General features: G+C 40.0%; 22 protein-coding genes and 1 pseudogene. 11 read left to right on the top strand and 12 right to left on the bottom strand.

Going from position 1 to position 26,956, the window contains the following annotated elements:
• Positions 1 to 276 precede the first annotated feature (276 nt).
• From ACR5KR_RS10785 to ACR5KR_RS10765, 5 genes and pseudogenes are all read left to right on the top strand, one after another.
• Positions 277 to 1,584 carry an efflux RND transporter periplasmic adaptor subunit gene (locus ACR5KR_RS10785; RefSeq protein ID WP_448266519.1) on the top strand — a complete coding sequence of 436 codons (1,308 nt, stop codon included), beginning with the start codon at positions 277 to 279 and terminating at the stop codon, positions 1,582 to 1,584.
• Between the two features lie 518 nt (positions 1,585 to 2,102).
• Positions 2,103 to 2,558: a hypothetical protein gene (locus tag ACR5KR_RS10780; protein ID WP_445626550.1), complete on the top strand. Its 456-nt coding sequence runs from the start codon at positions 2,103 to 2,105 to the stop codon at positions 2,556 to 2,558.
• A gap of 381 nt (positions 2,559 to 2,939) precedes the next feature.
• A complete protein-coding gene (locus ACR5KR_RS10775) occupies positions 2,940 to 3,680 on the top strand; it encodes an SDR family oxidoreductase (RefSeq protein ID WP_322706141.1) in 741 nt (246 codons plus the stop codon).
• 75 nt (positions 3,681 to 3,755) lie between these two features.
• Positions 3,756 to 4,877 (top strand): annotated as a pseudogene (locus tag ACR5KR_RS10770) (alkene reductase).
• Positions 4,878 to 5,116: 239 nt separating this feature from the next.
• A complete protein-coding gene (locus ACR5KR_RS10765) occupies positions 5,117 to 5,830 on the top strand; it encodes a rubrerythrin family protein (RefSeq protein ID WP_448266518.1) in 714 nt (237 codons plus the stop codon).
• Positions 5,831 to 5,956: 126 nt separating this feature from the next.
• On the opposite strand, the gene ACR5KR_RS10760 is transcribed toward ACR5KR_RS10765, so the two are convergent.
• Positions 5,957 to 6,532, bottom strand: coding sequence for a TMEM175 family protein (locus ACR5KR_RS10760; protein WP_448266517.1), 576 nt, complete (start codon positions 6,530 to 6,532; stop codon positions 5,957 to 5,959).
• Positions 6,533 to 6,664: 132 nt separating this feature from the next.
• On the bottom strand, positions 6,665 to 7,303 hold the full coding sequence (locus ACR5KR_RS10755; RefSeq protein WP_448266515.1) for a Uma2 family endonuclease: 639 nt from the start codon (positions 7,301 to 7,303) through the stop codon (positions 6,665 to 6,667).
• 97 nt (positions 7,304 to 7,400) lie between these two features.
• On the opposite strand from ACR5KR_RS10755, the gene ACR5KR_RS10750 reads away from it, so the two are divergent.
• The gene (locus ACR5KR_RS10750) at positions 7,401 to 8,177 is read left to right on the top strand and encodes a DUF1877 family protein (RefSeq protein WP_448266514.1); all 777 of its coding nucleotides are present in this window, start codon (positions 7,401 to 7,403) and stop codon (positions 8,175 to 8,177) included.
• 313 nt (positions 8,178 to 8,490) lie between these two features.
• Here ACR5KR_RS10750 and hisS read toward each other — a convergent pair whose 3' ends face one another.
• Positions 8,491 to 9,879, bottom strand: a complete 1,389-nt coding sequence (hisS, locus tag ACR5KR_RS10745) for a histidine--tRNA ligase (RefSeq protein WP_448266513.1) — start codon at positions 9,877 to 9,879, stop codon at positions 8,491 to 8,493.
• A 352-nt stretch (positions 9,880 to 10,231) separates the two neighbouring features.
• Here hisS and ACR5KR_RS10740 point away from each other — a divergent pair, with 352 nt between their 5' ends.
• The gene (locus tag ACR5KR_RS10740; protein WP_445626557.1) at positions 10,232 to 10,414 is read left to right on the top strand and encodes a hypothetical protein; all 183 of its coding nucleotides are present in this window, start codon (positions 10,232 to 10,234) and stop codon (positions 10,412 to 10,414) included.
• Between the two features lie 86 nt (positions 10,415 to 10,500).
• Here the strand turns inward: ACR5KR_RS10740 and ACR5KR_RS10735 are convergent, their stop codons facing one another.
• From ACR5KR_RS10735 to ACR5KR_RS10700, 8 genes are all read right to left on the bottom strand, one after another.
• A complete protein-coding gene (locus ACR5KR_RS10735) occupies positions 10,501 to 11,127 on the bottom strand; it encodes a Uma2 family endonuclease (RefSeq protein WP_448266512.1) in 627 nt (208 codons plus the stop codon).
• A gap of 90 nt (positions 11,128 to 11,217) precedes the next feature.
• Positions 11,218 to 11,316, bottom strand: a complete 99-nt coding sequence (locus ACR5KR_RS10730) for a hypothetical protein (RefSeq protein ID WP_448266511.1) — start codon at positions 11,314 to 11,316, stop codon at positions 11,218 to 11,220.
• A gap of 14 nt (positions 11,317 to 11,330) precedes the next feature.
• Positions 11,331 to 11,489 (bottom strand): hypothetical protein, encoded by a 159-nt coding sequence (locus ACR5KR_RS10725; protein WP_448266510.1) that lies wholly within the window; start codon positions 11,487 to 11,489, stop codon positions 11,331 to 11,333.
• Positions 11,490 to 11,493: 4 nt separating this feature from the next.
• Positions 11,494 to 11,685 carry a hypothetical protein gene (locus tag ACR5KR_RS10720; protein ID WP_448266509.1) on the bottom strand — a complete coding sequence of 64 codons (192 nt, stop codon included), beginning with the start codon at positions 11,683 to 11,685 and terminating at the stop codon, positions 11,494 to 11,496.
• A gap of 386 nt (positions 11,686 to 12,071) precedes the next feature.
• Positions 12,072 to 13,490: an aldehyde dehydrogenase family protein gene (locus tag ACR5KR_RS10715; RefSeq protein WP_448266508.1), complete on the bottom strand. Its 1,419-nt coding sequence runs from the start codon at positions 13,488 to 13,490 to the stop codon at positions 12,072 to 12,074.
• Between the two features lie 105 nt (positions 13,491 to 13,595).
• Entirely contained in the window at positions 13,596 to 13,766 is a 171-nt protein-coding gene (locus ACR5KR_RS10710) for a hypothetical protein (RefSeq protein WP_448266506.1), read from the bottom strand.
• A 140-nt stretch (positions 13,767 to 13,906) separates the two neighbouring features.
• Positions 13,907 to 14,677 (bottom strand): red chlorophyll catabolite reductase, encoded by a 771-nt coding sequence (locus ACR5KR_RS10705; RefSeq protein WP_448266505.1) that lies wholly within the window; start codon positions 14,675 to 14,677, stop codon positions 13,907 to 13,909.
• Positions 14,658 to 14,840, bottom strand: a complete 183-nt coding sequence (locus ACR5KR_RS10700) for a hypothetical protein (RefSeq protein WP_448266504.1) — start codon at positions 14,838 to 14,840, stop codon at positions 14,658 to 14,660. The genes ACR5KR_RS10705 and ACR5KR_RS10700 overlap by 20 nt, the downstream gene beginning before the upstream one ends.
• Before the next feature lie 211 nt (positions 14,841 to 15,051).
• Between ACR5KR_RS10700 and ACR5KR_RS10695 the strand changes: the two genes are divergently transcribed.
• Positions 15,052 to 15,555 (top strand): hypothetical protein, encoded by a 504-nt coding sequence (locus ACR5KR_RS10695; protein ID WP_448266502.1) that lies wholly within the window; start codon positions 15,052 to 15,054, stop codon positions 15,553 to 15,555.
• A gap of 46 nt (positions 15,556 to 15,601) precedes the next feature.
• A complete protein-coding gene (locus tag ACR5KR_RS10690; RefSeq protein WP_448266501.1) occupies positions 15,602 to 17,221 on the top strand; it encodes a sensor histidine kinase in 1,620 nt (539 codons plus the stop codon).
• 21 nt (positions 17,222 to 17,242) lie between these two features.
• Here the strand turns inward: ACR5KR_RS10690 and pbpC are convergent, their stop codons facing one another.
• A complete protein-coding gene (gene pbpC / locus ACR5KR_RS10685; RefSeq protein WP_448266499.1) occupies positions 17,243 to 19,561 on the bottom strand; it encodes a penicillin-binding protein 1C in 2,319 nt (772 codons plus the stop codon).
• A gap of 496 nt (positions 19,562 to 20,057) precedes the next feature.
• On the opposite strand from pbpC, the gene ACR5KR_RS10680 reads away from it, so the two are divergent.
• Both ACR5KR_RS10680 and ACR5KR_RS10675 read left to right on the top strand, forming a co-directional pair.
• Entirely contained in the window at positions 20,058 to 25,727 is a 5,670-nt protein-coding gene (locus ACR5KR_RS10680) for an alpha-2-macroglobulin family protein (protein WP_448266498.1), read from the top strand.
• Positions 25,728 to 26,239: 512 nt separating this feature from the next.
• Positions 26,240 to 26,953, top strand: coding sequence for a hypothetical protein (locus ACR5KR_RS10675; RefSeq protein ID WP_448266496.1), 714 nt, complete (start codon positions 26,240 to 26,242; stop codon positions 26,951 to 26,953).
• Positions 26,954 to 26,956: the final 3 nt, after the last annotated feature.

Here is a 26,956-nt window from a genome sequence, read left to right as displayed (position 1 = left end):
ACTTAATTTGCGTACCTCCCGAACTTGAAATCTGCTGTAATAAAAGTGATTCCGATAAAATTATCCCTAACTTTTTGAAGGATACAGTTGAAGTCAGAAATTTCAGGAGCGGATTCACCTTTCGGTAGATTTAGACAGAATCATCAAAACTGTATATTTGGATGGGATAACATATAATTTGCCGCAAAACCTCATGCCAAATCAGTAATTTCAAGAACGACAGATGAAATTTTGATTGAATTCTAGTTAATTTGTTCCTTAAGTTCCTCAAAAGCCATGACATCCCCTGAGCCTCAAACTGATTTGGGAGAAAAAGCTCCAGAAACGTCATTTGAGCCACCTTCTGGAAAACGGCGGTGGCTTTGGTTGAGTTTAGCCGCACTCTTATTGTTAGGAAGCGGAGCAACTCTATGGCGTTTACTCACTCCACAAAATTCAGCACCTTCAAATGCTAACGCTCAACCTCAAGGGGTAAGAGTCAAAATATCAACAGTACAAAGCGGCATAATTGAGGAAAGTTCAGATTTTATTGCTAGTCTAAAATCCCTGCGCTCAGTCACGCTTCAGCCGAGAATTCAGGGTCAAGTTACCCAGATACTTGTCAAATCTGGAGATCCAGTTGTCCAAGGAGCGCCAATTCTCCAAGTAGATTCTACACCACAGGCAGCGATCGCTAGGAATAATCCTGTGCCTCAAGCATTTTTAGTGCAACTGGCAAATGCTCGCGCCACGCTCAAATCTTTAGAAGCAGAACGACCATCCTACGTTGCGAATGTGCAATTGTACCAGCAGAACTACGAAAAGTTTGTCAGCCTAGCTGAACAAGGAGCCGTGTCTCGACAGACTAGCAATCTGTTTGCTAATCGTCTTGCTAATGCTAAGACTAGTCTGGATGCAATAGATTCCAGAATTCAAGCACAACGAGCCACCATCTTGCAGGCTGAAAAATCTTTGCACCAATCGAATGTAAATCCTCAAACACAACAGCTCCAGTCTGACAAAATTACCGCTCCTTTTAGTGGCACAGTTGGTAACATCCCTGTGAAAGTCGGTGATTTAGTTAATACTTCTACACCATTAGTTAATATCACGCAAAATCGACCTTTAGAAGTGAATATCTCTGTACCAGTACAACAAGGGCCCCAACTGCGTAAAGGTATGCCAGTAGAGGTGATGAACACACAAGGTCAAAAGCTTGGTAGAAGTAGGATATTTTTTATTGCACCTAATGCCAGCAATGAAACACAAACGATATCGATCAAAGCACTTTTTGACAACAAAAACGGCCAGCTACGTGCAGATCAATTGGTCAGGACTAGAGTGTTCTGGAATCAGCGCCCCGGAGTTTTGATTCCCACAACAGCAATGACTCGTATAGGTGGAGACACTTTTGTTTATGTAGTTGAAACAGAGATATCTCCCCAAGGTGTATCCCAACAAGTAGCTCGGCAAAGGCGAGTAAAGCTAGGCGAGATCAAAGGTAATAATTACCAAGTTATTGAAGGATTACAGCCAGAAGATAAAGTGATTATTTCAGGGTTGCTCAATCTCAGAGATGGTGTTGCGATCGTTCCAGAATTTTAATTGAGGGGAGTAGCACTTCGACTTCGCTCAGTGACCGAGGAGCAAGAAAGAAGTCTCAATCTTGTCTCCTACCAATTTTCACCCAAGAGCGTTACTATAGCGATCGCTCTTTGTTAGAGAACTGGCAAAATAGTCTCTAAGTGTCTATCTATGCAATACACTCTGAACTCACTTCCATTCTTTTCTCGTACAAAAAAGCATTCATAACATTTTAAGATATAACTCGTTTTGTCAATAGTGATTACGCTGTAAATTATCTATGCTATCGAGTATCTAATTAAGCTTTATACTAAATTTTATGGCAAGGATGACCGATGTTTTTAAATATGCGTAGGCGTAGCTAGTCTTGTCTATGAAACGCTATGCGAAGGCATCACAGGCTGGAAATTTACGTTTGTAACCTCGATTTTGACTAAATTTAATCACCACTACTTATTGGCAAATGGTTAACGATCTTAACCTGTCACCAATGAGTAAAAGTAAGCAATTACTTGATTACGTAACAGAGGCAAACAATTATGTCAGTGAAAATCATCCAATCTAAGTTTGGTTTAGTTTTAACTTGTTTACTTGGACAAATAATGTTGTTGGCTGCGCCAGTACAAGCTGGAGTGGAGGGCAAAAGCTACGATGTCAATGTTCAGTCAAGTCAGGGAGATAATTTTACTGCTTGTTTTGAATTTAACGCCAATGGTAACAGCCTTCGCTTTGTTGGGCTAGATGCTACTTATAGCCGTACAAATCTAGGTCGGGATCAGAGAAATTGGCAAGCAGTAACAAATCCAGGTTCAGAAGTAAGTATCGCACTTAGCGGTCAAGTAAGAGGAGACTTTATTCCAGATCGGAGGATAAGTGGTAATGCTATCAATTCCAAGAACACTACTTATACATTTAATGGAACACTCTTATCTGAGCCAACATGTCCAATTGAGAATGAATCCGTGATAGGTTCAGAAAATCCCTTCTTCAAATAATTTAATCTACGCAGATACGATCGACCAGATGAGCTTCAATACTTGTCGGGTTTTGGGGAAAAGGTACTGCAAAAGTCCCTTCCCCTTTAACCTTTACCCTTTTCCCCAAGAGTGCAAAAAGCACAAATGCCAAGAGGTCTAATATTCGCCAAGCCGTAGCAAATCTTAATCTGCTGTGAAGATGCCGCCAAGAGGGCACGTATCTTTACCTTTTGCAAAGTATTTTCATTTCTCCCGCCTGAGAGTTACTTGAATTCACTGGCGGGATTTTAGCTGGAATCAAGTCGGGAGTTTTAGCAGCGATCGCTAAATTTAACCTTGGAACAGTACTGTAAAAGCAGATAATCACTTTGGTGAACCAAAATAAAACTCGATTAATCTATGGCATCAATAACCGGAAAAGTTGCAATTATCACTGGTGCATCGCGGGGAATTGGACGAGCGATCGCACTCAAGTTAGCTGGTAACGGCGCATCTATTGTCGTTAACTATGCAGGTAATGCAGGCAAAGCACAAGAAGTTGTTGCAGAAATTGAAAAGTTGGGAGTAGAAGCGATCGCTATCCAAGCTGATATTAGCAAAGTACCCGACATCAAAAGGTTATTTGAACAAACACTTGAACGTTTTGGTAAAGTCGATATTTTGGTCAACAATGCTGGAATTGCTTTCTATAAACCAATTACTGAGGTGAGTGAAGAAGATTTCGACGCGATTTTTGCCATTAATGTCAAAGGCACTTTTTTTGCTTGTCAACAAGCCGCGCAGCACATGACAGAAGGCGGACGGATTATCAACTTTTCTTCATCAACCACGGTGATGATGCTGCCAACTTATAGTGCTTATGTCGGAACCAAGGGTGCTGTTGAACAAATCACACGGGTACTAGCTAAAGAATTAGGTGCAAAAGCGATCGCAGTTAATGTTATTTCTCCTGGCCCCACCGATACAGAACTATTCCGAGAAGGTAAAACACAAGAACAGATAGATCGTTTAGCCCAAATGGCTGCTTTTAATAAACTGGGAGATGTGCAAGAAATCGCCGATGTAGTAGCGTTTCTCGCTAGCGATGAAGCTAGGTGGATTACTGGGCAAAACATTCGTGTCAACGGTGGAATTGCGTGAGGAAAAGCTCTGCTAACGATCCCCGTTTTCAAACCTCAGCCAGTAATGTGCAACGCCGTAATAGAAATTTAATTCATGAATTCCAATATCAATCTTTTCACACCAGTTCAGCTTGGCCCTTACACCCTACCAAACCGAATTGTAATGGCACCGATGACACGTTTACGGGCAATTGCAAGCATCCCCAACTCGCTAATGGCAACTTACTACACCCAACGCGCCAGTGCTGGGCTGATCGTTACTGAATGTACAATGGTTTCACCTCTGAGTTTAGGATACATTAACTGCCCAGGAATTTACTTAGAAGAACAAGTGGCAGGATGGCGGTTGATAACTAATGCAGTACACGAACAAGGGGGGAGAATTTTTTTGCAACTTTGGCATTCTGGGAGAGTTTCTCACTCAGCTTTACTTAATGGAGAATTGCCAGTTGCTCCCAGTGCGTAGACGCAAAGCGGCTTGTCGTTAGACATCGCAGGGATTGGCTCACTCCACACACCCATAGGTAAAGTATCGTTGGAAACTCCCCGCGCTTTAGAAATTCCAGAAATTACTGAAATTGTCGAGCAATTTCGCAAAGGTGCCGAAAATGCCTTGGCGGCTGGTTTTGATGGGATTGAACTTCACGGTGCATTTGGCTATTTAATCGACCAATTTCTCCAAGATGGCTCGAACCAGCGCACAGATGAGTATGGCGGTTCAATAGAAAAGCGTAGCCGATTCCTCTTAGAAGTTGTGGAAGCAGTCGCTAGCGTTTGGGGTGCAAATCGGGTTGGGATCAAACTTTCGCCAAGTAACACTTTTTATGGAATGCATGACTCCAATCCTGAAGAAACTTTTGGTTATGCTATCAATGCTCTTAACTCCTTTGGACTTGCCTATCTTCACCTGATGGAACCGAACGAAGTCGATTTAGCAACCCGCGAAGTCATGAACCCAGTTACACCCTACTTTCGGCAAATATTCCCAGGTACTTTGATTACTAATGGTGGCTACGATCGCCAAACAGGAGATAGCATTCTTGCTAGTAGCAATGCAGATTTAGTTTCTTTTGGCAAGTTATATCTTGCTAATCCTGACTTACCAAAACGCTTAGAACTTAACGCCCATTTGAACGCTCCAGATCCAAAAACATTTTATGCCCCTGACGCTACAGGATACACCGACTATCCATTTTTAGAACTTCAGACAAATTAAAGCAATCACAGTCATCTCTAAATCAAAAATATAATTTGTCAGATGCACAATTTTTCGGTTTTATAATTGTCCAAGTAGGAGAACACAGCCGTGCTAGCTTCCGATTAAAACGGATTGCTAAATATGGGATGACAAAGTTTGTATAAAGCATTTATTACTTATACAAATAACGGCTTCTGTATCCGGTTGTAGAGTCTGTGCTTTTGCACTAAACATCACTTATCAGGCATTAAAAAATTATGGATTTGTCCAACTTTACTACACTTCAAAACCTAGAAGCTGCCTTCGGTGGCGAATCGATGGCAAATCGTAAGTATCTGTTTTTTGCTGAGGTGGCGCGTCAACTTGGGTTTACAGACTTGGCGAAACTTTTTAAAGAAACAGCAGATCAAGAAACTGAACACGCTTTTGCACATTTTAAGTTACTACATCCAGAACTTGTAGTAGAAAATGCAGCTGCTTTAACTGATGAACAAAAGCGGGAAATTGTATCTCGCTGTTTATCTTTGGCAATTGAAGGCGAGACTTACGAATATACCACAATGTATCCAGAGTTTGCCGCAGATGCCCAACGCGACCGCGACAATCCGGCAGCTGAAGAATTTCTCAAACAAGCTCAAGAATCTACCGATCATGCCAATACATTTCGGGAAGCTGCACACCGTTTTGACTTGTTAAAATTCATCGAAAATTACCACGCCGATCGCTACGCTGAAGCCTTAGAAGTATTAAATGGAGGACAAGCAGCAACTAGAGTTGCTGGTGAAGAACCTAAAACTCGGAAATGGATTTGTAAACAATGCAGCATGATTTACGATCCCGTTGCTGGCGATCCTGATTCGGGAATTGCGCCAGGTACACCTTTTGAAGAAATTCCTGAAGACTGGGAATGTCCGATTTGCGGTGCTAGCAAAAAAACCTTTAAACCATTTGAGGAAAAAGTTGCAGCTTAAGACGACAATCAGTTAGGCAATCTTTTTTAGCAACTAAACGCGAAGCGTCTTAAAAGATACTTCGCGTTCTTGATTTTTTATACGTACAAATTAAATGCGTAACAGCTGAGGTAATTCGTAATTCCTTTAGGAAGTGAGAGTCTTCTCAATGCGACGGTCAGGAATCAGCCACATGATTGCGACTAAAACGTACAATGCACAAGCAAACCATGAGTTTACAAAGGCAAGTAGAATTCCCACAGCATAGACAACTACTGATATTTTTCCTTTGAAGTCTTCACCAACTGCGATCGCTAGAGTCGAATCTTTGCCGTGGTGAGAAATCAGCGTGCGGGTAAGAATGAAGTAAGCGATCGCATTCAACAACAATACCGTACCATAAAGGGCAACAGGCATGGCGGCAAAGTGATTCTCGCCCATCCAACCGGTGACGAAGGGGATTAGCGACAACCAAAACAGCAGATGCAAATTCGCCCAAAGGATACGCCCATTAACGTGTCGGACTGCTTGTAGTAGGTGATGGTGATTGTTCCAGTAGATGCCGATATAAATAAAACTCAACAAATAGCTGAGAAATACTGGGATTAGTGGACGTAGCGCGGCTAGATCGAATCCATGCGGCACTTTGATTTCTAGCACCATGATAGTGATAATGATGGCAATCACTCCATCGCTGAATGCTTCTAATCTCCCTTTTCCCATGTAGGCATTCCTTTTCTATTTACTTGAGAGTTAAGTTGTGAGACTCTGTACTTTATCGTACCAAGTAGCCGCCGTTGATGAAGATTCTCGGCGTTGGCGTAGCCCGCCAAGGGCATCGCAAAATCAAAATCCTTAATTCTCACTTGCGAATTTCCGCCGTAATTCCCGAATAGCAGCGCTAGTATTGCGTTCGTAGGCAATTTTTAGAGACTCTGTGACTACTTCTGACACATTGATGTTAGGGAAATAACGGCTACTGGTTTCAACAGTGTAGCGATCGCCCTGCAATCTGTAAATTACAAGCTGGTTCTTCCTGAACAACCAAACTTCTGGTACTCGATAAGGTAGGTAGTCATTGACATCGGTATAGCTGGTGATGTCTATTTCCACTACCAAATCAGGTGATGGATCGACACCCCAATTAATTCGATCTTTACCTGCGATTGCCTGCCAGTTTTCAATATAAAAACAGTAGTCTGGTTCTATACCACTTTCCTGTGGTAGTTCCATTGTGATTGGGGTAAATGCCTCGTATTCTCGTCCCAAACGATCGAGCAAAACTTTGACTACATCTGCAATTACACTTACTTTACGCCCATGTTCTGGTAGCGGTGCCATCAAGATAATTTCTCCATCTCGATATTTAATGCGAGGAGAGGAGCGATCGCCTAGTTGTTCATTGAGTGCTTGATAATCTTGCCAGCTTCCAGGTAAGCGTACTACCGCACCTGGGGGCAAATGGATTGTATCGGGTGTGACAACAGCAAACATACAACTGAACCTCCACCTCAACTGTAATGCTTTGGATAAACTGTAGCTATACTTCGAGGATAATAACTGTTAAAGGCTGAAACAAAGTTTTAGTTTTATGGGAATCACAGGTGAGATTAAGCAGATTTCGGCATCGACACTTGAATTATTGAAAGAAGATCCACTTCTTGTTGAGGTATTTCGTGATGCTCAATGGTTGCCAGAATCCGCTCTTTGGCAACGAGAAACTTATGGGTTAGGATATGAAACAATCAAAAAGAAAGCGAGGGCGCGGTTTGATAAATTGCCTACAAGTCAGGGTTTAAGTAGGTTTATTCCTGGAAATCGCCGACAGTGGAAAAAGAATTATGCTTGGCAAGCGCTAGAACAACGGTTTCTCGCAGAATGGGAAAATCCCGAACTAGATTTACACAAATATTGGATAGAACTGACATTTCTATTAGCTGGTTATGTTCCAGGTTATTATGCGACATCTCAAGGAAAAATTCCAGAATTGAAAGTAGATCAAGGATATAAAAAAGATTTTCTACCATTTTCAGTGATAGAAAATTCTCCGTGGGATAGTATGCCTTTGATTAATGCTTTTGGTGCTGGTAAAGAAATCGGTGATAAAAATACAACGAGTTATGGCCCTATGAGGTATCTATCGCCAGGTGATGAAGTTGGAGAAATTCTGGATGGGTTATTAGAACTTTCACAAGAGGGGTTCCAGAATCGTTTCATCCGAGAATCACAGAAATCAGAACCAATACCCTGGATTGACTGGTCTGAAGAAGAAATGTTGGATTGGATGACAGATTACTACAACGAAATTGTTGATTATTACCAGAGTGCTGTCAGACAGCACAAGGCTCTCCTACTTTACCTTACTTAGTACAGCCCACCACAAAAAGAGTATGAAATTTAATCATTCGTAGATTCGGTGGAACGTAGTGAAACCCAACATCAACCCTCGATATTTCCGACCCCTTTTACGTTGACGTGTACTTAGTTTTTGTAATCGTTTAAATATCAATTGCTGCGGCTGAAAAATACAGCAGCTATAACAATTAAACCTAAAAGTGCTAAAGGAACCCAGAGATTAGGGATATCGGACAAACTCATAAAATACTTCCAAATAAGTAAGGTATATGAGGCGAAAGCTATAACGCATCACGATAGACAGTTGCTACTTGATAAATCAACTTTTAGGTAAGCCTTCTTTTAACTTCCTCAGCTAAATTTTCTAGTAGTACTTCTACTTGCTCGCCTGTTTTCAAATCTTTGAGCGATGACTTTTGTGCTGCTGCTTCTTCAGAACCAATAATTACACAAAATTGAATTCCTTGCTTCTCTGCTAATTGAAATTGTTTACCCAAAGGACGTTTATCAAAGTTAGTTATGACATTAATTCCTACTTGACGTAGATGTTGAGAAACTTTTAAATAAGTGGGCATTAAATCTTCTTGCATATTCACTACCATCACTTGAGCTGGTGTAGCAGCTAAGGTATTTAGAATACCAGCTTTTAACAAGCGACTAATTAAGCGAGTTAAGCCAATAGAAATGCCGACACCAGGCATTTTTTCACCCAAGAAGACCCCGACTAATTCTTCATATCTCCCGCCAGAACAAATACTACCTAAAGCTTCATGTCCTAATAGAGTTGTTTCGTAAACTGTACCAGTATAGTAATCAAGACCACGGGCAATGGATAAATCAATACAGAAACGGTTTTCGGCAACTCCAAGATTACGCACGCCTGCAATTACTGTTTCTAATTCGCTAACTCCTAAACTCAATTGCTCGGTTTCTGGCAGATTTTGGGCGAGGTGCTTGAGCTTATCTAAGACTTCATCAACGGAACCGTCTATTTTGATAAATTCAATGATTTTTTGCGATCGCTCGGCTGCAATCCCTTCTTTCTCTAAATCTTGTTTGACTTTACTTTCACCAATTTTCTCTAGAGTATCAACAATACCAATACAAGATTTTATTTGATTTTCGGCAATACCTAATGATTTAAAGAAACCAGTAAGAACTTTACGGTTATTGATGCGAATCAGAAAATCACCAATATTAATTGCTTCAAATATCTCAGTGATAATTGCAGGCATCTGAGCATCATAGAGTAAACTGAGTTCGCGACGCGCAACTACATCAATATCGCACTGGCGGAACTGACGAAAACGCCCATCTTTTGCCCGTTCTCCCCGAAAAACTACATCGGTTTGATAACGAGCAAAGGGAAAAGTTAATTCATTCAGGTGACGCGCTATATACGCCGCTAAAGGAACTGTTTGATCGAACTTTAAAGCTCTGGCTTCCGAACCAGTTTCGCCCGATTTATCTCTCTCGGCTTGTCGATTTGGTGGCAATATAGGATTAATTCCATAAATGATATTATCGCCTTGATTACCTTTAGCTTGCAGTACTTCTAAACGTTCTACAGCAGGTGTTTCGATGGGCGTAAATCCATAGCTTTCAAAAACTCTACGGATGATATCTAACAAATATAATTCTAGACGCTTTTCGCTAGGAAGAAATTCTGGAAACCCGCTAGGGGTAGAAAAGTTTATTTTGTCACCTTTGGCCATGCGTGTACCTTACTAAGTTAAGATTTGAGATCAAAGCTTAACGACTGGAAGTCGTGGCTACACAAACAAAGTCCGCCTGCGCGGACTGGAGAATAATCAGTGGTTATCTCTGAAAGGAGAAATTACTATCTTAGCGGTTCTTCTTGTCTTATCCGTCAAACTCACGCTAATTAGTGGCAAAATCCTGACTTCGGTTGGAATTAGGACGTTGTAAGGAGGTTCCGGTGGCTCTTAAAATAATGGCTTCTAGCTCCAATAGTAACGTAGGGTTTTCCCAATATGAAATGAATTGCACTGCGATTCGCACATCTTCATCGTTATACTTATCGAGCCACGCTCACAAAAAAGCTTGATGTCCACCACTGAAACGCCCCCGCATCTTGGTTTTACCGATGTACAGCAATCCTTCAGTCCTGTGCCTGATTGCATAGATGCTAGGACTAGCCGGAATGCTCGTAAAATCACGAACGAGTCAAGGGTTGGCATTGTTCAAAGGGAATTAAGGCGATCGCATCCAGAATTTTCCTTTTCTTGACTTTGAAGTTCAGAATCATTTGTTGGCATGAAGACGAGAGAGGCGTGATTACACAGAAATCATATTCTCACGAATTCAGTTATTTTCTAGCCCTTCCCAAAGTTGAACCACTGGGATACGCAATTTAGAGTTTGCCTGCCAGAATTTGAGCTGCTGTGAGATTGAGGTTTGGAAAGGTGGGGGATTGGAATCGCTTCATTTCCTCGAAATTCAGTGGAGTCGTAAAACTGATGCTCCAGGATGCAGAGGGTGATTTTCCCTTCCAACGGGTCAACGATCCAATATTCAAGGATTTCTAGCAGCCCATACTCAGCTCGTTTTGAGCGGTAGTCTTCAGCTTTGGTCGAGGGACTAACGACTTCGACGACTAGAATCGGAGGTGGCTCATTAAGATTAATTACAGCTTCGCGATCGCTCATAGCTTCCCATTGGGCAACCGTTAGAACAGTGACATCAGGAATACGGGAAGTATCCCAATTTCGCCCACGCGGAGAGCGAACACCAACGAGGGCAGGAAGTGCTACCCAAGGTTCCCCAGATTGCACCAGTGCATCCTCAAACTGCCGTGCAACAAAGTGGATGATTGCCCCATGTTTGCCAGTTCCTAAACTCATGGGTACCAGTTCTCCATCGACCAGTTCATAGCGGGTATCTGTGCCATCATCGTAGGCAAGGTATTCTTCAAAGGTGAGTTTTTGAGTCGTAGTCGTCATATAACTGTCTCTAGGCAAGAATCAGACAACTGGGTCTGTGAACTGTTGGGGCGGAGTGTGGGGAAACAGCGATCGCTTGCTTTATTGTCATCAATATGCTATAAATTCCGAGACTTCACGAATTAATTCAATGATCGCGCTTTTGAAGATTTCCTTAAGTTGCTCTGAATTTATAGTAATCTCATACATTATGCCTCATTAGGTTAGTTTGAGTTTGATAGATTGATTCCTAACGCTTCAAGCTGCTGGTTCATCCAAGCCGTTGCTGTCGCTTCATCGGTTGCGATCGCTCTTTCTACTCCGGTTTTAGCAATTTCTAGTAGTTGCTTGGATTTAGATTTTGCATCTTTCCCATTTTGCATTTTCTCAGCTATTAAAAGTTGTACATCTTTGGTAACAAGTGGAATATACATATTTTTGATGGTTGGCATCAAAATCAATCGAAAATACCTTTTCCTTGACATACTCATCGCACTCTGGCGGCTTTGGTTTAGCCGTAAACAGATGACTGGCTTCCCGTCCTTGATCGCGCATAATCTGCTTCCAGACATGAAACATTGTAGTTCTGAACCAAAACTATCAAAATTCTTCCAGATGCTTTGATTATCGCGGACGAAACTGTGGCAGAGGCGATCGCCTCTAGTAAAATAACGTGAGTTCGATGAACCTCTCCCCAACCCCTCTTGGAGGCGGAGAGGGGCAGAAATATTCTTAGTTGACAACGAAAAAATTAGGGTTTCAAAGCCTCTCGAAGAGTGGGGGAGAGGAATGGAAGTAGGGTTTTTAGAGCCGTCGAACTCACGTTAAAATAGATATTTTGAAGAAGATGCGAATGCAATGCCAACTCTTGGAGACGCTTTGCGTAGCTTGCTTCTTTAAAGGAGTACGGCAGCAAGCTACGCCATTGGTTACGGTAATCAGTTGCATAGTGATAATGGCATTGGTCACTCCCCATTTTCAAACCACCAAGGGTCATTAGTAGCATTAGTTTTAATCAAAATAGCTTTTTTTCGCATAAATCGTTTCATCGCTGCTGCACCTATGCGTGACTGTCCCAAACCGGAGAATTTGAAGGCGTTTTTCTCTCCCTCATGCATGATGGCGGTGAGTCCAGCATCGTTGATATTAATAGCACCTGCATCTATTTGATAAGCAACTTCTAAGGCTTCTGTTTCTGAGGCAAATACAGCAGCACTTAATCCATAGATTGAGTCATTGGCTAAAGAGACTGCTTCACCTACTCCAGAAAAAGGCATGACTGGCATAATCGGGCCAAAAGTCTCTTCAGTCATGACTTTCATGGAATGATTAACTTGGGTAAGCACTGTTGGACGACACCACCAACCCCCACTTAAATCCTCGATGACACCACCGCAGTGAATTACTGCTCCTTTTTCCACTGCATCTAGAAGATGATCGCTAATGATGGCTGCTTGTTTTTCGGCAATAATCGGCCCAATTTCTCCACTTTCGACTGTGGGATAGGCTAGCTTCAGGCGATGTGCTTTGGCTACTAGTTGATGGTAAAACTTTTCAAATATCGAGTCTGCAACGTAAATTCGCTCAATTGAGAGGCATGACTGTCCGGTGTTGACAACAGAACTCCACAAGATTGCTGAAGTTGCTAATTCTAAGTTGGCTGATTCTAAAACGATCGCCGGATCTTTTCCTCCTAATTCCAAAAAAGCTGGAATAAACTGTTTTGCAGCCGCTTGTGCAACTTTTCTCCCTGTGGCTACACTGCCTGTAAAACATACCAAATCTACATTTTCAATTAAAAGAGATCCGGTTGCGCCTGCTCCTTCGACAAAAGTTAATACCTCGTGCAGTTTGGGAACAGTGTTGAGTGCTGTAATTAGTGGCGCTACAAAGCGGGGAGTGATTTCACTGGGTTTAACAATGACAGCACAACCTGCCAACAATGCCGGAATGGTATCAACAGTAGACAGTGACAGGGGAAAGTTCCACGGGCTAATTACTCCAACTAAGGGATAAGGAACAGATGTTTGTTGCAAGGCAATAAAGGAAATCGCTGTATTTTTTGCCGATTCTTGTAGTAATTCCGGTGCTAACCGACACCAGCGATCGATGCTGGAGAGGAAGGAGTCTATTTCTAATACCGAGGCTGACAATCTTCCTGTATCATTTACCAAAGCTTCCGTGAGGCGATCGCGTCCAGATATTATCGCATCTTTCCACTGCTGTAAAGCTTCAATTCTCCCCTCTAAGCCCAACTGCTGCCAGCGAACTTGTGCCCGGCGCGTCCGCTTACATTGCTGTACCACCAACCTTGGAGGCGGCGGGATAATTACGTAATCAAATTTGCCAGTTCGGGGATTGCGGACTTCTATTGGTTTTGTCATTTGTCACTTGTACTGAGCGTTCGCGTAGCGTCTCGAAGAGAAGCCGAAGTATTTGTCATTTGTCATTTGTTATTACTTCCTAATCCCCAATTTCCATTCTCAAATTCAAATCATCCCCAAATTGGTGAAGCACTCAATGGTGGTTTGCTGTGTTTGCAGGAAGTGTTTGCGGTCTACTTCTTTCCAGCATAGTATTAGCAGGGTAAAAGTGTGATTGGCGATCGCGAGTGAAGGTTGATTGCACAACCGATAACTTGCGATGCTAAAGCGCAGCACGATTCTAAATTAGTGGACATGGAAAATTGAGGGTCATAACAAATGACCAATACTTCGACTACGCGGTAGTTGAATCTCGACTTCGCTCGATTACCGCGCAGTCGAAACTCAGTACAAGTGACCAATGACAAATGACCAATTTAGAGAATCCGATCGCCACCCCAGAGCGATCGCACAAGTCTATCTGTCAATTCCGAGCCAAACATCTGTGCGGCAAATTTATTACCTGGATCGCGTTCAGCACTGATACGGCGGAGCGCTAAATCACGAGCCGCTAAAGTTTCTCGTGCATCTTCTGGCACAGGTTCAGCTACATCTACCCAAGTTAACCAGCGATCGAGTGTTTCGTGTGCAACTGTGCGAGTTAGTTCGAGAGTTTCAAAAGTAGGCGCGCCTGTGTAACACAAGCTAACAGGCGATTGAAATAGACGAATATAGGCACTTTTGCTGGTAAATACCTTGAGTTTAGAATCTGACTGTAACTTTAAAAATGTTTCATTAACTGGCTCATAGTAGCGATCGAGATATGCCAAATCAGTTAGAAGCTCAGTTCGAGCAATGTAATCTATATAAAATAAAATATTTCCATCTGGAAGTGTGCCAAACTCAAAGGCCAAATGAGGAACCTGAATATGGGACTTCAACCAAGTAGTAAGACGCATAGTCCCAAAGTTTGATTTTTCCGGGTTTCCTAACCACGAATGCACTAGCCAGTCAATTTCTTCCCCAGAAAAAGCAGTCAGCGAACCTTTCATGTTGCCATCAAGACTGCTATATTGCTGTAAATTTTCTACAGAAGGGTCTGGATGTAACTGAAAACGAGCCTCTAATTTTTGGCGGAGTTCCTTTGTAATCTCCCACAACTGCTCAAATACAGCTTTATTATCTAAATCAGTTGGTTGCTGAGTCATGGTTTGAGTTTGCAGTTTTTCTATAAACTTCATATTTAGTTTGACACTTTCCGGTATCTAATTCGTTACTGGTATCGAGCAACGCATTCATCGAACTCAAGACTGTGAGAAATAGTCCATCAACAAAGCGCGATCGAGCTATTGCTGCAACATCTTTTTTCACAGCATTGCAGCAATTTATCTCAGTCGATGATTCTTCATTTAGATGCTTTTGCTCTTAGCACAAGCTTCAGTGATAATACTGTAATTTTATGTAAAATTATTTTTTATATACTTAATTATAAAAATAAAAATAATTTTGTCGATAATTATAGACAAATTAGCAGAAAAACAAATATTAATAAGTTAATTGTTTGATTATAAATATACAAAATATGGCTTTTGATTTAGATAAAGCTTTTCAAATAGATATCGCTCAAATGAATTTGAAAAAAGCACATTCATTAGTATTTAGGTTACATGGTGAGCCGAAAATGCCTTTTGTCATTTGGCTGCTAGAGAATCCTAATAGCATAATGGCATTACCTGGAAAAATTAGTCTACTCCATCATGATTATATTCACATACTTTTAGATAGAGGGATTTCTTCACAAGATGAAGCTTTTGTCATAGGATTTACAATGGGTAATGACTTAAAGACTAATCAACTACATTTATTCATCTATCAATTTTTTGCTAAATTTATATATCCAGTTCCTTATAATTTTTCCAAGCTAGACTTTATGAGTTTTAAATTAGGATTTATCTATGGCAGAAAGATTAAAACTAAACAAATAAATGAAATTGACTTTGAAATTTACCAAAATGAAACCATAGGATTTTTGAGAAATTTCTTCGGTATCAATACTGATGATTCTCAAGTTATGCAAGAGGATTAATGGCGACAAGAATGAATTAAAATATATCTAAAAAAATAGTATTAAAATGCATCTACCTTATAAACTGAGATTTGCTTCTTCTCAACTAATAACTGTAACAGTACTGCTTACTCTGCTCTTATTCATTCCTCAAATTTGGCTCAACTTACAAGCATATTATAACTTCAATAGTATTACTAAAAATGAATTTAAACTTCAAAAACTAAGTGATGAAATTACTTATTTTGATGAAGTACTAACTATGTCAGCTCGCATGAATGCTGCTACAGGAAACACTATTTGGGAACAACGATATCGCCAATTTGAACCTAAGCTTGACATTGCTATTAAAGAATCAATTAAACTAGCTCCTCAAGCATATAAAAATGGGGATGCCAAGAAAATTGATGCTGCTAATCAGCGCCTAGTCACAATGGAATATCAATCTTTTGACTTAGTTAATAAAAATCAAAAAGAGACAGCACAACAACTACTTTTTAGCCATGAATATGAAACTCAGAAGCAAATTTATGCTGATGGGGTGATGAAAAGAAAGTATAATATCTCATTGGAATTACAGCATAAGGTTGATGAATATTATCAAAGAATCCTATGGGCAATTTCGGAGTCTATTATAAGTTTAGTAATGCTGATTCCGGCATGGCTTTTAGTATTGCATTTATTACAACAATACTTAAAAGCTAAAAAAATTGCTCAAGCCGCTTTAGAAGAAACGAATTGTCGGTTGGAAATGCAAGTTGCGGAGAGAACAGCAAAATTAAAACATAAAAATATTCAGCTACAAAATACACTGCAAGAATTGCAACACACTCAAGTACAACTTATTCAAACTGAAAAAATGTCTTCATTAGGTCAGCTAGTTGCTGGTGTTGCTCATGAAATCAATAATCCAGTTAATTTTATTTATGGTAATCTGATACATATTAGAGAATATAGTCAGCAATTACTAACTTTAATTAAACTGTATCAGCAGCACTGTTCTAGTAAGAAATCAGAAATAACTACTCTAATTAATGAGATAGATTTAGAGTTTATTGTTGATGATATGCCGAAAATCTTATCATCAATGGCAGTTGGTACTGAACGGATTCGTGAAATTGTACTAACTTTGCGTAACTTCTCGCGCCTTGATGAAGCAGAAATGAAATTTGTTGATATTCATGAAGGAATTAATAGTACCCTATTAATTTTACAGTATCGTTTCAAAGAAAATCATAAACAGCAAGAAATTGCAATTCTTAAAGATTATGGAAATTTGCCTCTTGTTGAATGTTATGCAGGAGGGTTAAATCAGGTATTTATGAATATCCTCAGTAACGCTATTGATGCTTTACATCAACGGGAAGTAGAGTGTTTAAAAGGAGATATTGAAAGACAGCTTAATTCTATTATTATCCATACTCAAGTTAAAAATAAAGAATGCGTAATTATTAGTATAAAAGATAATGGTTTAGGAATAACTGAAGAAGATCAAACTAGATTATTTGACCCTTTCTTTACTACTAAACCTATAGGTAAAGGTACTGGCTTAGGATTATCTATTAGTTACGAAATTATAGTGGAAAAACATCAAGGAAAAATTAAGTGTATTTCTGTACCTGGTAAGGGTACAGAGTTTATCATTGAGATTCCTATCAAACAGACACGTTCAATAGTTACACATTGACAGAGAGCCATCTTTGCTATTTCAATTATTACTAATAGAAAATCCTCGACGCGTAGGTTTAACATTAGCTAACTCTACCTGAAAACTTACTTTGTCCATCATTTCCCCGCTTCTCGCTTCCAAAGCCCACTTACCAGGACGCAAATTCCAAAATAAAGAATTAGCTGAGTTTGTATCTAACTTTTCGCCGTTTAACCACCACTCCACTGGTGCAGATTTATTTCCCGCTAGCTTAAATTCGAGTTTTTGCTGCGTTTGTTCGCCAGGATAAACTAAAAATAAATCGCCATGATGGGGAGATAAAATTCTCAAACTGGTAGAAGTAAAATTTGATTGCTGTTGTTTTGCTAACCATTCATCATACTCTGGTGGCAAATTAAATTGATGCTCGCGTTCGTAATTACTTTTATCTTCAGGATAAAAATATTCCTGCACCACTGAGGTACAATCTGGGGTGGGTCGTAATCCCGAAATTGCACAAACAGGTAATTGCACTAAACCTTTTGGAGATGGAAAATCTGCTGGTTCTTGATGTTCGTGCAGATGTAACATAATTCGATTCCATAAAGGTGCTGCACCTGTCACACCTGAAACTTGTCGCATCGGTTCGCCGTTGAAGTTGCCTACCCAAGTAGCGACGGTGTAATCTGTAGTGAAACCAACAGTCCAAGTATCCCGAAAATTGGAAGAAGTGCCAGTTTTAACAGCAACAGGAAAGGGTAAATTTAACACCGAGTTTACACCAAATGCTGTTGCACGAGCATAGCTGTCACTGAGTATATTGGTGATTAATTGCCATATTGTCGTTGAATTTTGGACTTCGACTTCGCTCAGTCGAACGATTTGAGATTTGGAATTTTGGATTGGGGAATCGGAAAATGTGCTTACTAAAGGAATCGCCTCTCCTTGTCGTGCTATGGTTAAGTATGCACGGGCTAATTCCCAAAGACTGACTTCGCCACTACCTAGAGTCAACCCCAAACCATAATGTTCTGGAGTTTGATTGAGGTGTTCAAATCCCAGTTGATGCAATCGTTCTAAGAAAGTTTCCACACCGACTTTTTCTAACACCTTTATTGCAGGTACATTTAAAGAATTTGCTAAAGCGATTCGTACCCGCACAGGGCCAAGAAATCTTTCGGTGTAATCTGTGGGGCTGTAAAGTTTCGCGCCGGGAATTGCATAATGGGCGGGTACATCTGCCAAAATGCTGTTTGGCCGAATTAAACCTTTTTCTAAAGCTAATTCATAGACAAAAGGCTTGAGGGTAGAACCTGGTTGACGTAGTGCTTGCACTCCATCATTGCGTCCCAGTTTGGCTTCATTAAAGTAATCAGGTGAACCGACATAAGCCAAAACTTCACCAGTGTGGTTATCAATCACCAACGCAGCAGCATCATGGACATTGTTAGCGGCTAGGGAAGAAATTACCTGTTGTACCTGTGCTTCGACAAACTGCTGCAAAGGGCGATTGATAGTCGTGCGGATGGGAGAATTTTGTTCTGTTTGCGTCTTATCAAACTGATTGGCTAACCAAAACAAAAAGTGTGGTGCGGCGATAATTCCCCCTTGGCGAGACTGAAACACAACCTTTTCGGTGTGTGTTCGGGTTGCGTTCGCTCCATTAATATACTTTTCCTGTACCATCCGATTAAGGACGTATTTTTGTCGCTGCTTCAGCCGTTCCCAATGTTCGTAAGGATTAAAATATGTGGGATTATTAGGAATAGCAGCTAACAAACTAGCTTGAGCAAGATTCAACTCACTAGCTGGAATGGAAAAATAAGTCCGCGCGGCGGCTTCCACACCATATATATTCCCGCCCATTGGTAGCCGATTGATATATGCAGCCAGAATTTCATCTTTGTTCATCCCTGCTGCTAACCGCCAAGCTAGCCAAATTTCACTTAGTTTACCAGAGAAGCTGCGCGGTACTGGATCTAACATTCGCGCTAACTGCATAGTAATAGTGGAAGCGCCGGAAACAATTCTTTTGGCGTGGATGGCTTCTTTGCTGGCGCGGATAATAGCTTTCATATCCAACGCCCCGTGATGGTAAAAGCTGCCATCTTCGGCGGCTAAAATGGCATGGATAAATTGGGGCGAAACCTGATTTAGGGGTACTACTGATGTATGTTCTTGATCGCGGGTGAGCAATGTTCCTAATGGTAAACCATTGCGATCGCTAAATTGCATTGCCAACTGATTTTGGGCAATATCTGCGGCCCGAATGGGCGCAAAATAAGGGAGTAAGCGTACCAGCAGACAGATTAGCAGCACAGCTAAGATAACTTTACTAGTGTGCTTAAGTTTGAGTAGCGATCGTAAAATTAGTTTCATCAGGGAATCCCCTGTCCAAGAAAACCTACCTTAATCTTGACGCAGCAATTACATCTACATCAGTAAATATTTCAAATCCTTAATAATTAATTTTTACTAACTCAGCAGATGTAAATTAATGTTTGCGAAATTTAAATACTTCTTTATAGTTAAGAATTGTAGTCATTTTTGGAACAATAACACTAGATTAGTTATCTATGTAAATAAACAGACGTTACCTCCGCAGCTGGTGTAAAAATAACTAGTTATCTTGCGTCCTTTATTAATGTTGGCATTTCCGGCTCCATCAGGTAATGCAAGTCTTTATTTGCTATAGCGTGTAAATTTTTTATTTTTAATTACTAGAAAAATGATTATCAGAGTTTTAATGCGTTTCCAGCATAAAATAACCTATCGCGTTCTTAGGATTATTAGGAATTCGGTAAAAAAAATTAGGCGTTCTTCAAGCCGGAAGAGAACAATACAGTTTATCCTTCTCTTTACATTTATATTAGGGATGGCAGGGTGTAATTTTTTTGGTATTAACTCAAGTAAAGAACAACTCCCAGCAGTATCCCCACTCACACCACCAAAATTACCAGACTGGATTGAACAAATAAGTCCTATTGGAGATGCAAAACCCCTCAATCAAATCCGCATCCGTTTTAAAGAAGCTTTAATCCCAGTTGAAAGTCTTGATAGTCCAGAACAACAAAAATTATTACAAAAATTTGCTCTTTGGCCGCCTTTACCCGGACAATTTCGCTTTTTAACACCGCGTATGGTGGGATTCCAAGCTGAAAAAGCATTACCAATAGCGACAAGGTTTCAAGTTACTCTGAAAGCAGGTTTAGCCGATTTAAAAAATCATCGCCTAGACAAAGATTTACCTTGGACTTTCAACACTGAATCCATTAAATTAACTAATTTACCCGGTGTCAATCCCATAGAAAAGGCTGATATCGAACCAATTGATTTACAACAGAAGCTACAATTTACTTCTAATGTCGAGTTGGATTTAGCTTCTGTCAAAGAACATTTACAGCTAATTCCAGAAGGTCAAAAAAAGGGTATAGGTTTTAAAGTTGAATTAAACAAAGAAGAAAAACCAATAAAAAATGAAGAAGATCCTTTAGAAAAATTTGACCCTTCAGCACGCAATTGGATTTATAATCTCATCCCACAGCAAAATTTAGAAAAAGCAACCAGTTATCGCCTGGTATTTTCTCCAGGAATACGTCCTGCTTATGGCAATCTAGCGACAGAAAAAGAATTTGCCAGTAAATTAGCAACTTATTCGCCTTTAGCATTTCAAAAAATTAACTATTACGGACAGCCAGATTCAGGCGGAACATTTGGACGATTTGTTAAAGGCAGTCCGCAGCTAGAATTTAATAATATTTTATTAGCAGATTCAGCTAAAGAAAACATTACTATTAATCCAGCACCAAAAGAAATTTCGAGAATTTTGCAAGTTAATGATGAAGATAAAATTGTCGGGATTAATCCTTATGCACTAGAACCTGCCAAGACTTATACAATTACTATCGGCGAAAATCTCAAAGATAAGTTTGGGCAAACTTTGGGTAAACCCGTCACCCTTAAATATGATACTGGAGATTTAGCTGGAGATATCTGGGTACCATCAGATTTGAATATTTTCCCTACAAGTAAAGATTTACAGTTAAATATTAGTACGGGAAATCTGCCAGAATCCAAATACAAAGCAGCTTATCGAGTAGTTCAACCGACAGATTTAGTTTATTTTAATAATAGTAGTGATTTATTACCACAACCTTCTGAATGGCAAAGCTTTAAGGTATCGGGTAAGAAAAATCAATCAGTTGATATTGCTGTTCCTCTGCGGGAAAAAATAAATTCTACTACGGGGATGTTAGCTTATGGAGTCCAAGCCCGCACGAATAAATATCAGGAGAATGGGAAGGAACTGTGGCGCGAACCTACGACTTATGGCATGGTTGAATTGACAAATTTGGGCGTATTTACTCAGTGGTTTCCTGAGTCAGGGTTAATTCGTGTCAATCATCTTACAGATGGTTCGCCAGTTCAAGCGGCTGCTGTTGAAATTTATCAATCAAAATTACAAGCAAAATCTCGCCCAGAAGCTTTACCTTGTGCAACAGGTAAAACTGATGACAATGGAATTTTTAGAATTGCTCGTGAAGGATTACAGAAATGTTATTCTGGCAATGAAAGCTCTAGTAAATCACCACAGTTATTAGTAATTGCCCGTGAGAATCAAGATTGGGCATTTGCTAGAACTGAAGAATATAGCGGCGTTTATGGCTACGGCATTGATGCAGGTTGGCAAGATAAGAAGCCAGAATCACGCGGGGTAATTTTCTCGGATAGACAATTATATCAACCAGGCGAAAAGGCTTGGTTGACTGGTTTTGCAGACTATTTACAAAATGGTGCAATTCAGCAAGATAAAAATGCTGCTTACCAATTAACTTTGGTAAATCCCGATGGACAAAAAACCAGCTTAGGTACGCAAACCACAAATGAATTTGGCAGTTTTTCTCTGGAACTGCCAATTAAAACTACTCAGCGCTTAGGCTACTATACAATCCAGGCGAAAGGTAAAAATGGACAAGAAATTTCTGGAGAGTTTCGGGTAGCTGAGTTTAAGCCACCCAACTTTAAAGCCGAACTTAACTTAGATAAAGAATTTGCTCTCATTGACGAAAAAGTTAATATTAATGCTACAAGCAATTATTTGTTTGGCGCACCTGTAGAAGGTGGAGAAGCAAAATATTTTATTACTCGCCAGCAGGCTGATTTTGTTCCTAAAGGTTGGGAGGGATTTAGTTTTGGTAGACAATGGTTATGGCCGGAGGAAACCCCTACTATATCTACTGATGTATTGCAAACTAATGCCCAACTAGATGCTAATGGTAAAAGTAGTCAAACTGTAAATGTGGCTAATGATTTACCATATCCGATGACTTACCAAGTAGATGTGCAAGTTGCAGATGTTTCTAATTTGTCTGTAGCGAATTCCAAAACATTTACAGCTTTACCGAGTAATCGCCTGATTGGATTAAAAAGTAATTTCATTGCTGATGCTGGTAAGGCTTTTCCTGTTGAAGTGATTGTTACTGACCCTACAGGAAAACCGATAACAGGTCAACGAGTAAGGGTGGAATTACAACAGATTAAATATAGCAGCGTTACCCAATTGGTGGAAGGTAGCCGAACTCCAAAAAATCAAGTTGAATATAAAACAGTAGGACAAACAGAAATTACATCTGCAAGTAATCCACAATCGGTAAATTTAACAGCACCAGAATCCGCTTCATATCGGATTAGAGTTAATTTTAGCGATGCTAAAGGTGAATTAAGTGCCACAGATTTACAAATTTGGGCAACTGGAGAAAATCCAGTATTTTGGGGTTCTAGAGAAGAAGATGTTTTAGAAGTTAAATTAGATAAAAAAGAGTTTAAACCTGGTGAAACTGCTACTGCACTAATTCAATCTCCCTATGCAGATGCAGAGTTGTACTTTGCTGTGATTAAAGATAAACCCCTTTATCAGCAGATTATCAAAGTTCAGGGAGGCGCACCACAAATACAGTTTCAAGTTACGCCAGAAATGCTGCCAAATGCAGCCATTGAAGCTGTATTAGTCAGACAAGGTAAACCCATAAATCAAGTAGAAGCGGGAAGTTTAGAAAACTTGGTGAAGATTGGTTTTACACCTTTTAAAGTTAATTTAGAAGATAAGTATTTAAAACTGCAAGTTAAGCCAGTGCAAGCATCATTAGAACCTGGTGCAGAGGAAACGGTACAACTAGAACTGAAGGACAATCAAGGAAACCCCGCCAAAGGACAGTTTACAGTGATGGTGGTAAACGAGGCGGTGTTACAACTTTCTGGTTATCGTCCGCCAGATTTGGTAGATACAGTTTATGCAGAACAGCCAATTTCTACGCGCTTTAGCGATAATCGCCCAGATGTCATATTACAAGCACAAGATGTAGCTAAACCGAAAGGTTGGGGTTATGGCGGTGGTTTTTCAACTGGTGCAGCCAATACTCGCACTCGCACCGATTTTCAAGCCTTAGCTTACTACAACGGTTCTGTCCTTACCGATGCAAATGGGAATGCACAGATAACCTTTAAATTACCGGATGACTTAACTACATGGCGGGTGATGGCTGTCGCCACTGATGGAAATCTGCGTTTTGGGAATGGGGACGCTACCTTTATCAGCACTAAGCCACTGCTAACTAATGCCATCTTGCCACAGTTTGCCCGTCCAGGCGATCGCATTCTCGCCGGTTTATCTGTAACTAACAACACTGGAAATACAGGAAATCTCTCAATAAATGGCGAACTTAGCGGTAATGTGAAGTTTGCTGACAAAAACTCCACAGCTACTTCTTTGCAAACCAAAGCTGAATCCGCAACTCACGCTTATCGTTTTCCCATGCTGGCGGATAGTGTGGGAACTGGTAAAGTTCGCTTTATGACTCAGTTAAATGGTACAGCCGCAGATGCTTTTGAAGTACCTTTGGAAATTAAGCCAATTGAAATTACCGAACAAGTTGTTGAATCTGGTGTCACTGAAAAACAGGTGAAGATTCCCTTAAATGTTGATAAAAATACCTTCCCTGATGCGGGAGGTTTAGATATTCAGTTGGCGAGTACTTTGATTCCAGAAATTAAAGCACCAGCAAAACAGACTGTAGAAGATGATGATTTACCATTTACAGAACCGGCGGCGAGTCAATTAATAATTGCTGCTAATTTGCAAATTATTGCACAGAAATATGGTCAGACATTTACAGAATTTAATCCTAGCCAACAGGCAAGTCAAGCAATTGAAAAATTACAAAAACTCCAAATAGTAGATGGTGGTTTTGCTGCTTTCCCCGGACAAGAAAAATCCGACCCTTGGGTTTCTTCCTATACGGGTGAATCTTTGGCTAAAGCTAGTCAGGTGTTCCCTAATTTAGTCGATTCTGCAACAGTGTCTCGCCTCAAACCTTATTTACAAAAAGTTCTAGCAAACCCCGGAGAATACGACTTTTGCAAACAACTACTCTGTAAAAGGCAACTGCAACTTAATGCTTTAATCTCTTTAGCAGAATTAGGAGACAAACGCAATACTTTCCTCGCAGATATTTATGAACAGCGCAATAGCTTTGATGTAGCAACTCAAATTAAACTAGCGCGATACTTATCTCAATTCCCAGAATGGCAAGATGAATCTCAACAATTAGTGAACAAGCTGCAACAGAATATCTATGAAACTGGTCGCACAGCAGTTGTGAGTTTACCAACTAGTTGGGGATGGATGAGTTCATCTACTACGACGCAAGCGCAAGCTTTACGCTTATTTATTGCCAAACAAAGTAAACCCGAAGTTATAGATAAATTATTCCAAAGTCTTCTGGCATTGCGCCGGGATGGTACGTGGCAAACCAATTATAATAATGCCCAAGCTTTAACAGCTTTGGTAGATTATAGTCAACTGCAACCCACACCACCTAATTTTGTTGCCACAGTGGAATTAGCTGGTAATAAGTTAGGAGAAAATCAGTTTAATGGCTATCAAAATCCCAGCTTACAGCTAAATGTGCCGATGAATAAATTACCTCGTGGGCGTAATGATTTAACCCTGCAAAAATCAGGTAATGGCACTTTACACTATCTGGTTGCTTATAATTATCGCTTGCAAGGTAATCAACCAGGCAGGTTTAATGGTTTACGCATAACACGAGAAATTAGTCAAGTAAATAAAGAAAAAGTTTTGCAAAAAACAGGTCTTTATGCTTTCGATAAACCCTTGACTTTAGCCTCTGGACAAGTGTTTGATATTGATTTAGAAATCATCGCCGATCGCCCCGTGGATCATTTGGTGATTAAAGATCCATTACCAGCAGGATTTGAGGCGGTGGATGCGAGTTTTCAAACTGCTACAGCTGCATTACAAGCAAAAGCCGATAGCTGGGAACTTGGTTTTAAGAATGTGTACCGCGATCGCATTATCGCCTACGCCGACCACCTGGAACCAGGAGTTTATAGCTTGCATTACTTAGTCCGTTCTGTGACACCTGGGACATTTTCTTGGCCTGGTGCAGAAGTTCACTTGCAATATGCGCCAGAAGAATTTGGGCGTACTGCTGAGTCTACATTAATACTTGAGGATATAAAGTAATTATTTATACTATCTTTAGCTACAACAAGTCTAAAAATCTTTCCAAGTATATACTCAAATTTTGGCTAGGGTAGAAGGTCTAACTAGCCGATTTGGTTTTTATGAGCGCAGGAAACGCTCATATAAGACCCTTTCTTAACAAGCGTACTTAAGTAAAGGCTACGTTTATTACATAGATATGTTGAAGTTAAAGTAAAAACAATAACAGTAAATTACCTGGTTACAATTTAGCGTTAGCCTCAATACGATATAACACAATATACCTAAAGCCCTGATGTAGAGGTGAGATTTATCGTGTGTTCAAAGACCAATTATCTACACACTTTTAACTAAACCTGCAATATCACAAATTAGACATTATTTGCTATTCAAATAGTGGGTTTTGAGCTAATGATTATCAAAAAAGCTTTGAGAATTTAACAACCAAAGCTTAAGCAGATTACCTTCCCACAACAAAGTCGGAAAGTTACTTCTGCTTGAATATTAAACATTGAAACTCAGCACAATTAAAAATGCAACAAGTACTAGCATTGATTGAACAAAAAAAACAAGAATTTGCTCAAGTGCCATTGTTTAATTTTATGCAACAGAAAAGTATAAATCCCAGACAAAGGTTAGCTTGGGCACCATGTGCTGCTCATTTTATTATGAATTTCGGAGAACTGAATAAGTATTTTTTGCGAGTAGAACCAACAAACGATCCAATTCAGACATTAATTAACAAACATACTTATGAAGATGACCATCATTGGTTGTGGTTTCTGGAAGATTTGAAGAATTTAGAATTTGACAAAACCTTGCAATTTAGTGATGCATTGAAATTTCTTTGGAGTGAAGAAACTCAGAATGCTCGCTGGTTGAGCTATCAACTCTATCGATATACTTTGCAAGCTACTCCTATTCAAAAACTAATAGTCATTGAAGTTACCGAAGCAACAGGTAATATAATGTTTTCTATAGCAGCAGAGATTGGCAAAGAAATTAAAGCAATTACCCAAAAACCATGCCGATATTTTGCAGATTTCCATTTGGATGTTGAAACTGGTCACATGACAGGTTCATCTGGAATAGATCAATTGTTACAAGATATTCCACTATCAGAAGCAGCCCAACAAGAAGCTTTTGAACTGGTTGAAAACTTATTTACAGTTTTTACCCAATTTACAAATGGTCTTTTGGTATATGCGAAAAACCATCAAGTTGAGCAACTATTAAAAGCTGGATAAATT

The sequence above is a fragment of the Nostoc sp. DSM 114159 genome, assembly GCF_053470285.1.
The sequence above is the reverse complement of the archived record's forward strand: the minus strand, read 5'-3'. Positions and strand labels throughout refer to the sequence as shown.

What these genes read in the sequence shown, in the direction of transcription:
- pbpC (WP_448266499.1), bottom strand. Translation starts at nt 19,561, where the DNA reads ATGAAACTAATTTTACGATCGCTACTCAAACTTAAGCACACTAGTAAA.
- ACR5KR_RS10775 (WP_322706141.1), top strand. Translation starts at nt 2,940, where the DNA reads ATGGCATCAATAACCGGAAAAGTTGCAATTATCACTGGTGCATCGCGG.
- ACR5KR_RS10690 (WP_448266501.1), top strand. Translation starts at nt 15,602, where the DNA reads ATGCATCTACCTTATAAACTGAGATTTGCTTCTTCTCAACTAATAACT.
- ACR5KR_RS10765 (WP_448266518.1), top strand. Translation starts at nt 5,117, where the DNA reads ATGGATTTGTCCAACTTTACTACACTTCAAAACCTAGAAGCTGCCTTC.
- ACR5KR_RS10755 (WP_448266515.1), bottom strand. Translation starts at nt 7,303, where the DNA reads ATGTTTGCTGTTGTCACACCCGATACAATCCATTTGCCCCCAGGTGCG.
- ACR5KR_RS10730 (WP_448266511.1), bottom strand. Translation starts at nt 11,316, where the DNA reads ATGTATGAGATTACTATAAATTCAGAGCAACTTAAGGAAATCTTCAAA.
- ACR5KR_RS10720 (WP_448266509.1), bottom strand. Translation starts at nt 11,685, where the DNA reads ATGTTTCATGTCTGGAAGCAGATTATGCGCGATCAAGGACGGGAAGCC.
- ACR5KR_RS10780 (WP_445626550.1), top strand. Translation starts at nt 2,103, where the DNA reads ATGTCAGTGAAAATCATCCAATCTAAGTTTGGTTTAGTTTTAACTTGT.
- ACR5KR_RS10735 (WP_448266512.1), bottom strand. Translation starts at nt 11,127, where the DNA reads ATGACGACTACGACTCAAAAACTCACCTTTGAAGAATACCTTGCCTAC.
- ACR5KR_RS10715 (WP_448266508.1), bottom strand. Translation starts at nt 13,490, where the DNA reads ATGACAAAACCAATAGAAGTCCGCAATCCCCGAACTGGCAAATTTGAT.
- ACR5KR_RS10675 (WP_448266496.1), top strand. Translation starts at nt 26,240, where the DNA reads ATGCAACAAGTACTAGCATTGATTGAACAAAAAAAACAAGAATTTGCT.
- ACR5KR_RS10750 (WP_448266514.1), top strand. Translation starts at nt 7,401, where the DNA reads ATGGGAATCACAGGTGAGATTAAGCAGATTTCGGCATCGACACTTGAA.
- ACR5KR_RS10725 (WP_448266510.1), bottom strand. Translation starts at nt 11,489, where the DNA reads ATGCAAAATGGGAAAGATGCAAAATCTAAATCCAAGCAACTACTAGAA.
- ACR5KR_RS10740 (WP_445626557.1), top strand. Translation starts at nt 10,232, where the DNA reads ATGTCCACCACTGAAACGCCCCCGCATCTTGGTTTTACCGATGTACAG.
- ACR5KR_RS10785 (WP_448266519.1), top strand. Translation starts at nt 277, where the DNA reads ATGACATCCCCTGAGCCTCAAACTGATTTGGGAGAAAAAGCTCCAGAA.
- hisS (WP_448266513.1), bottom strand. Translation starts at nt 9,879, where the DNA reads ATGGCCAAAGGTGACAAAATAAACTTTTCTACCCCTAGCGGGTTTCCA.
- ACR5KR_RS10695 (WP_448266502.1), top strand. Translation starts at nt 15,052, where the DNA reads ATGGCTTTTGATTTAGATAAAGCTTTTCAAATAGATATCGCTCAAATG.
- ACR5KR_RS10680 (WP_448266498.1), top strand. Translation starts at nt 20,058, where the DNA reads ATGGCAGGGTGTAATTTTTTTGGTATTAACTCAAGTAAAGAACAACTC.
- ACR5KR_RS10760 (WP_448266517.1), bottom strand. Translation starts at nt 6,532, where the DNA reads ATGGGAAAAGGGAGATTAGAAGCATTCAGCGATGGAGTGATTGCCATC.
- ACR5KR_RS10705 (WP_448266505.1), bottom strand. Translation starts at nt 14,677, where the DNA reads ATGACTCAGCAACCAACTGATTTAGATAATAAAGCTGTATTTGAGCAG.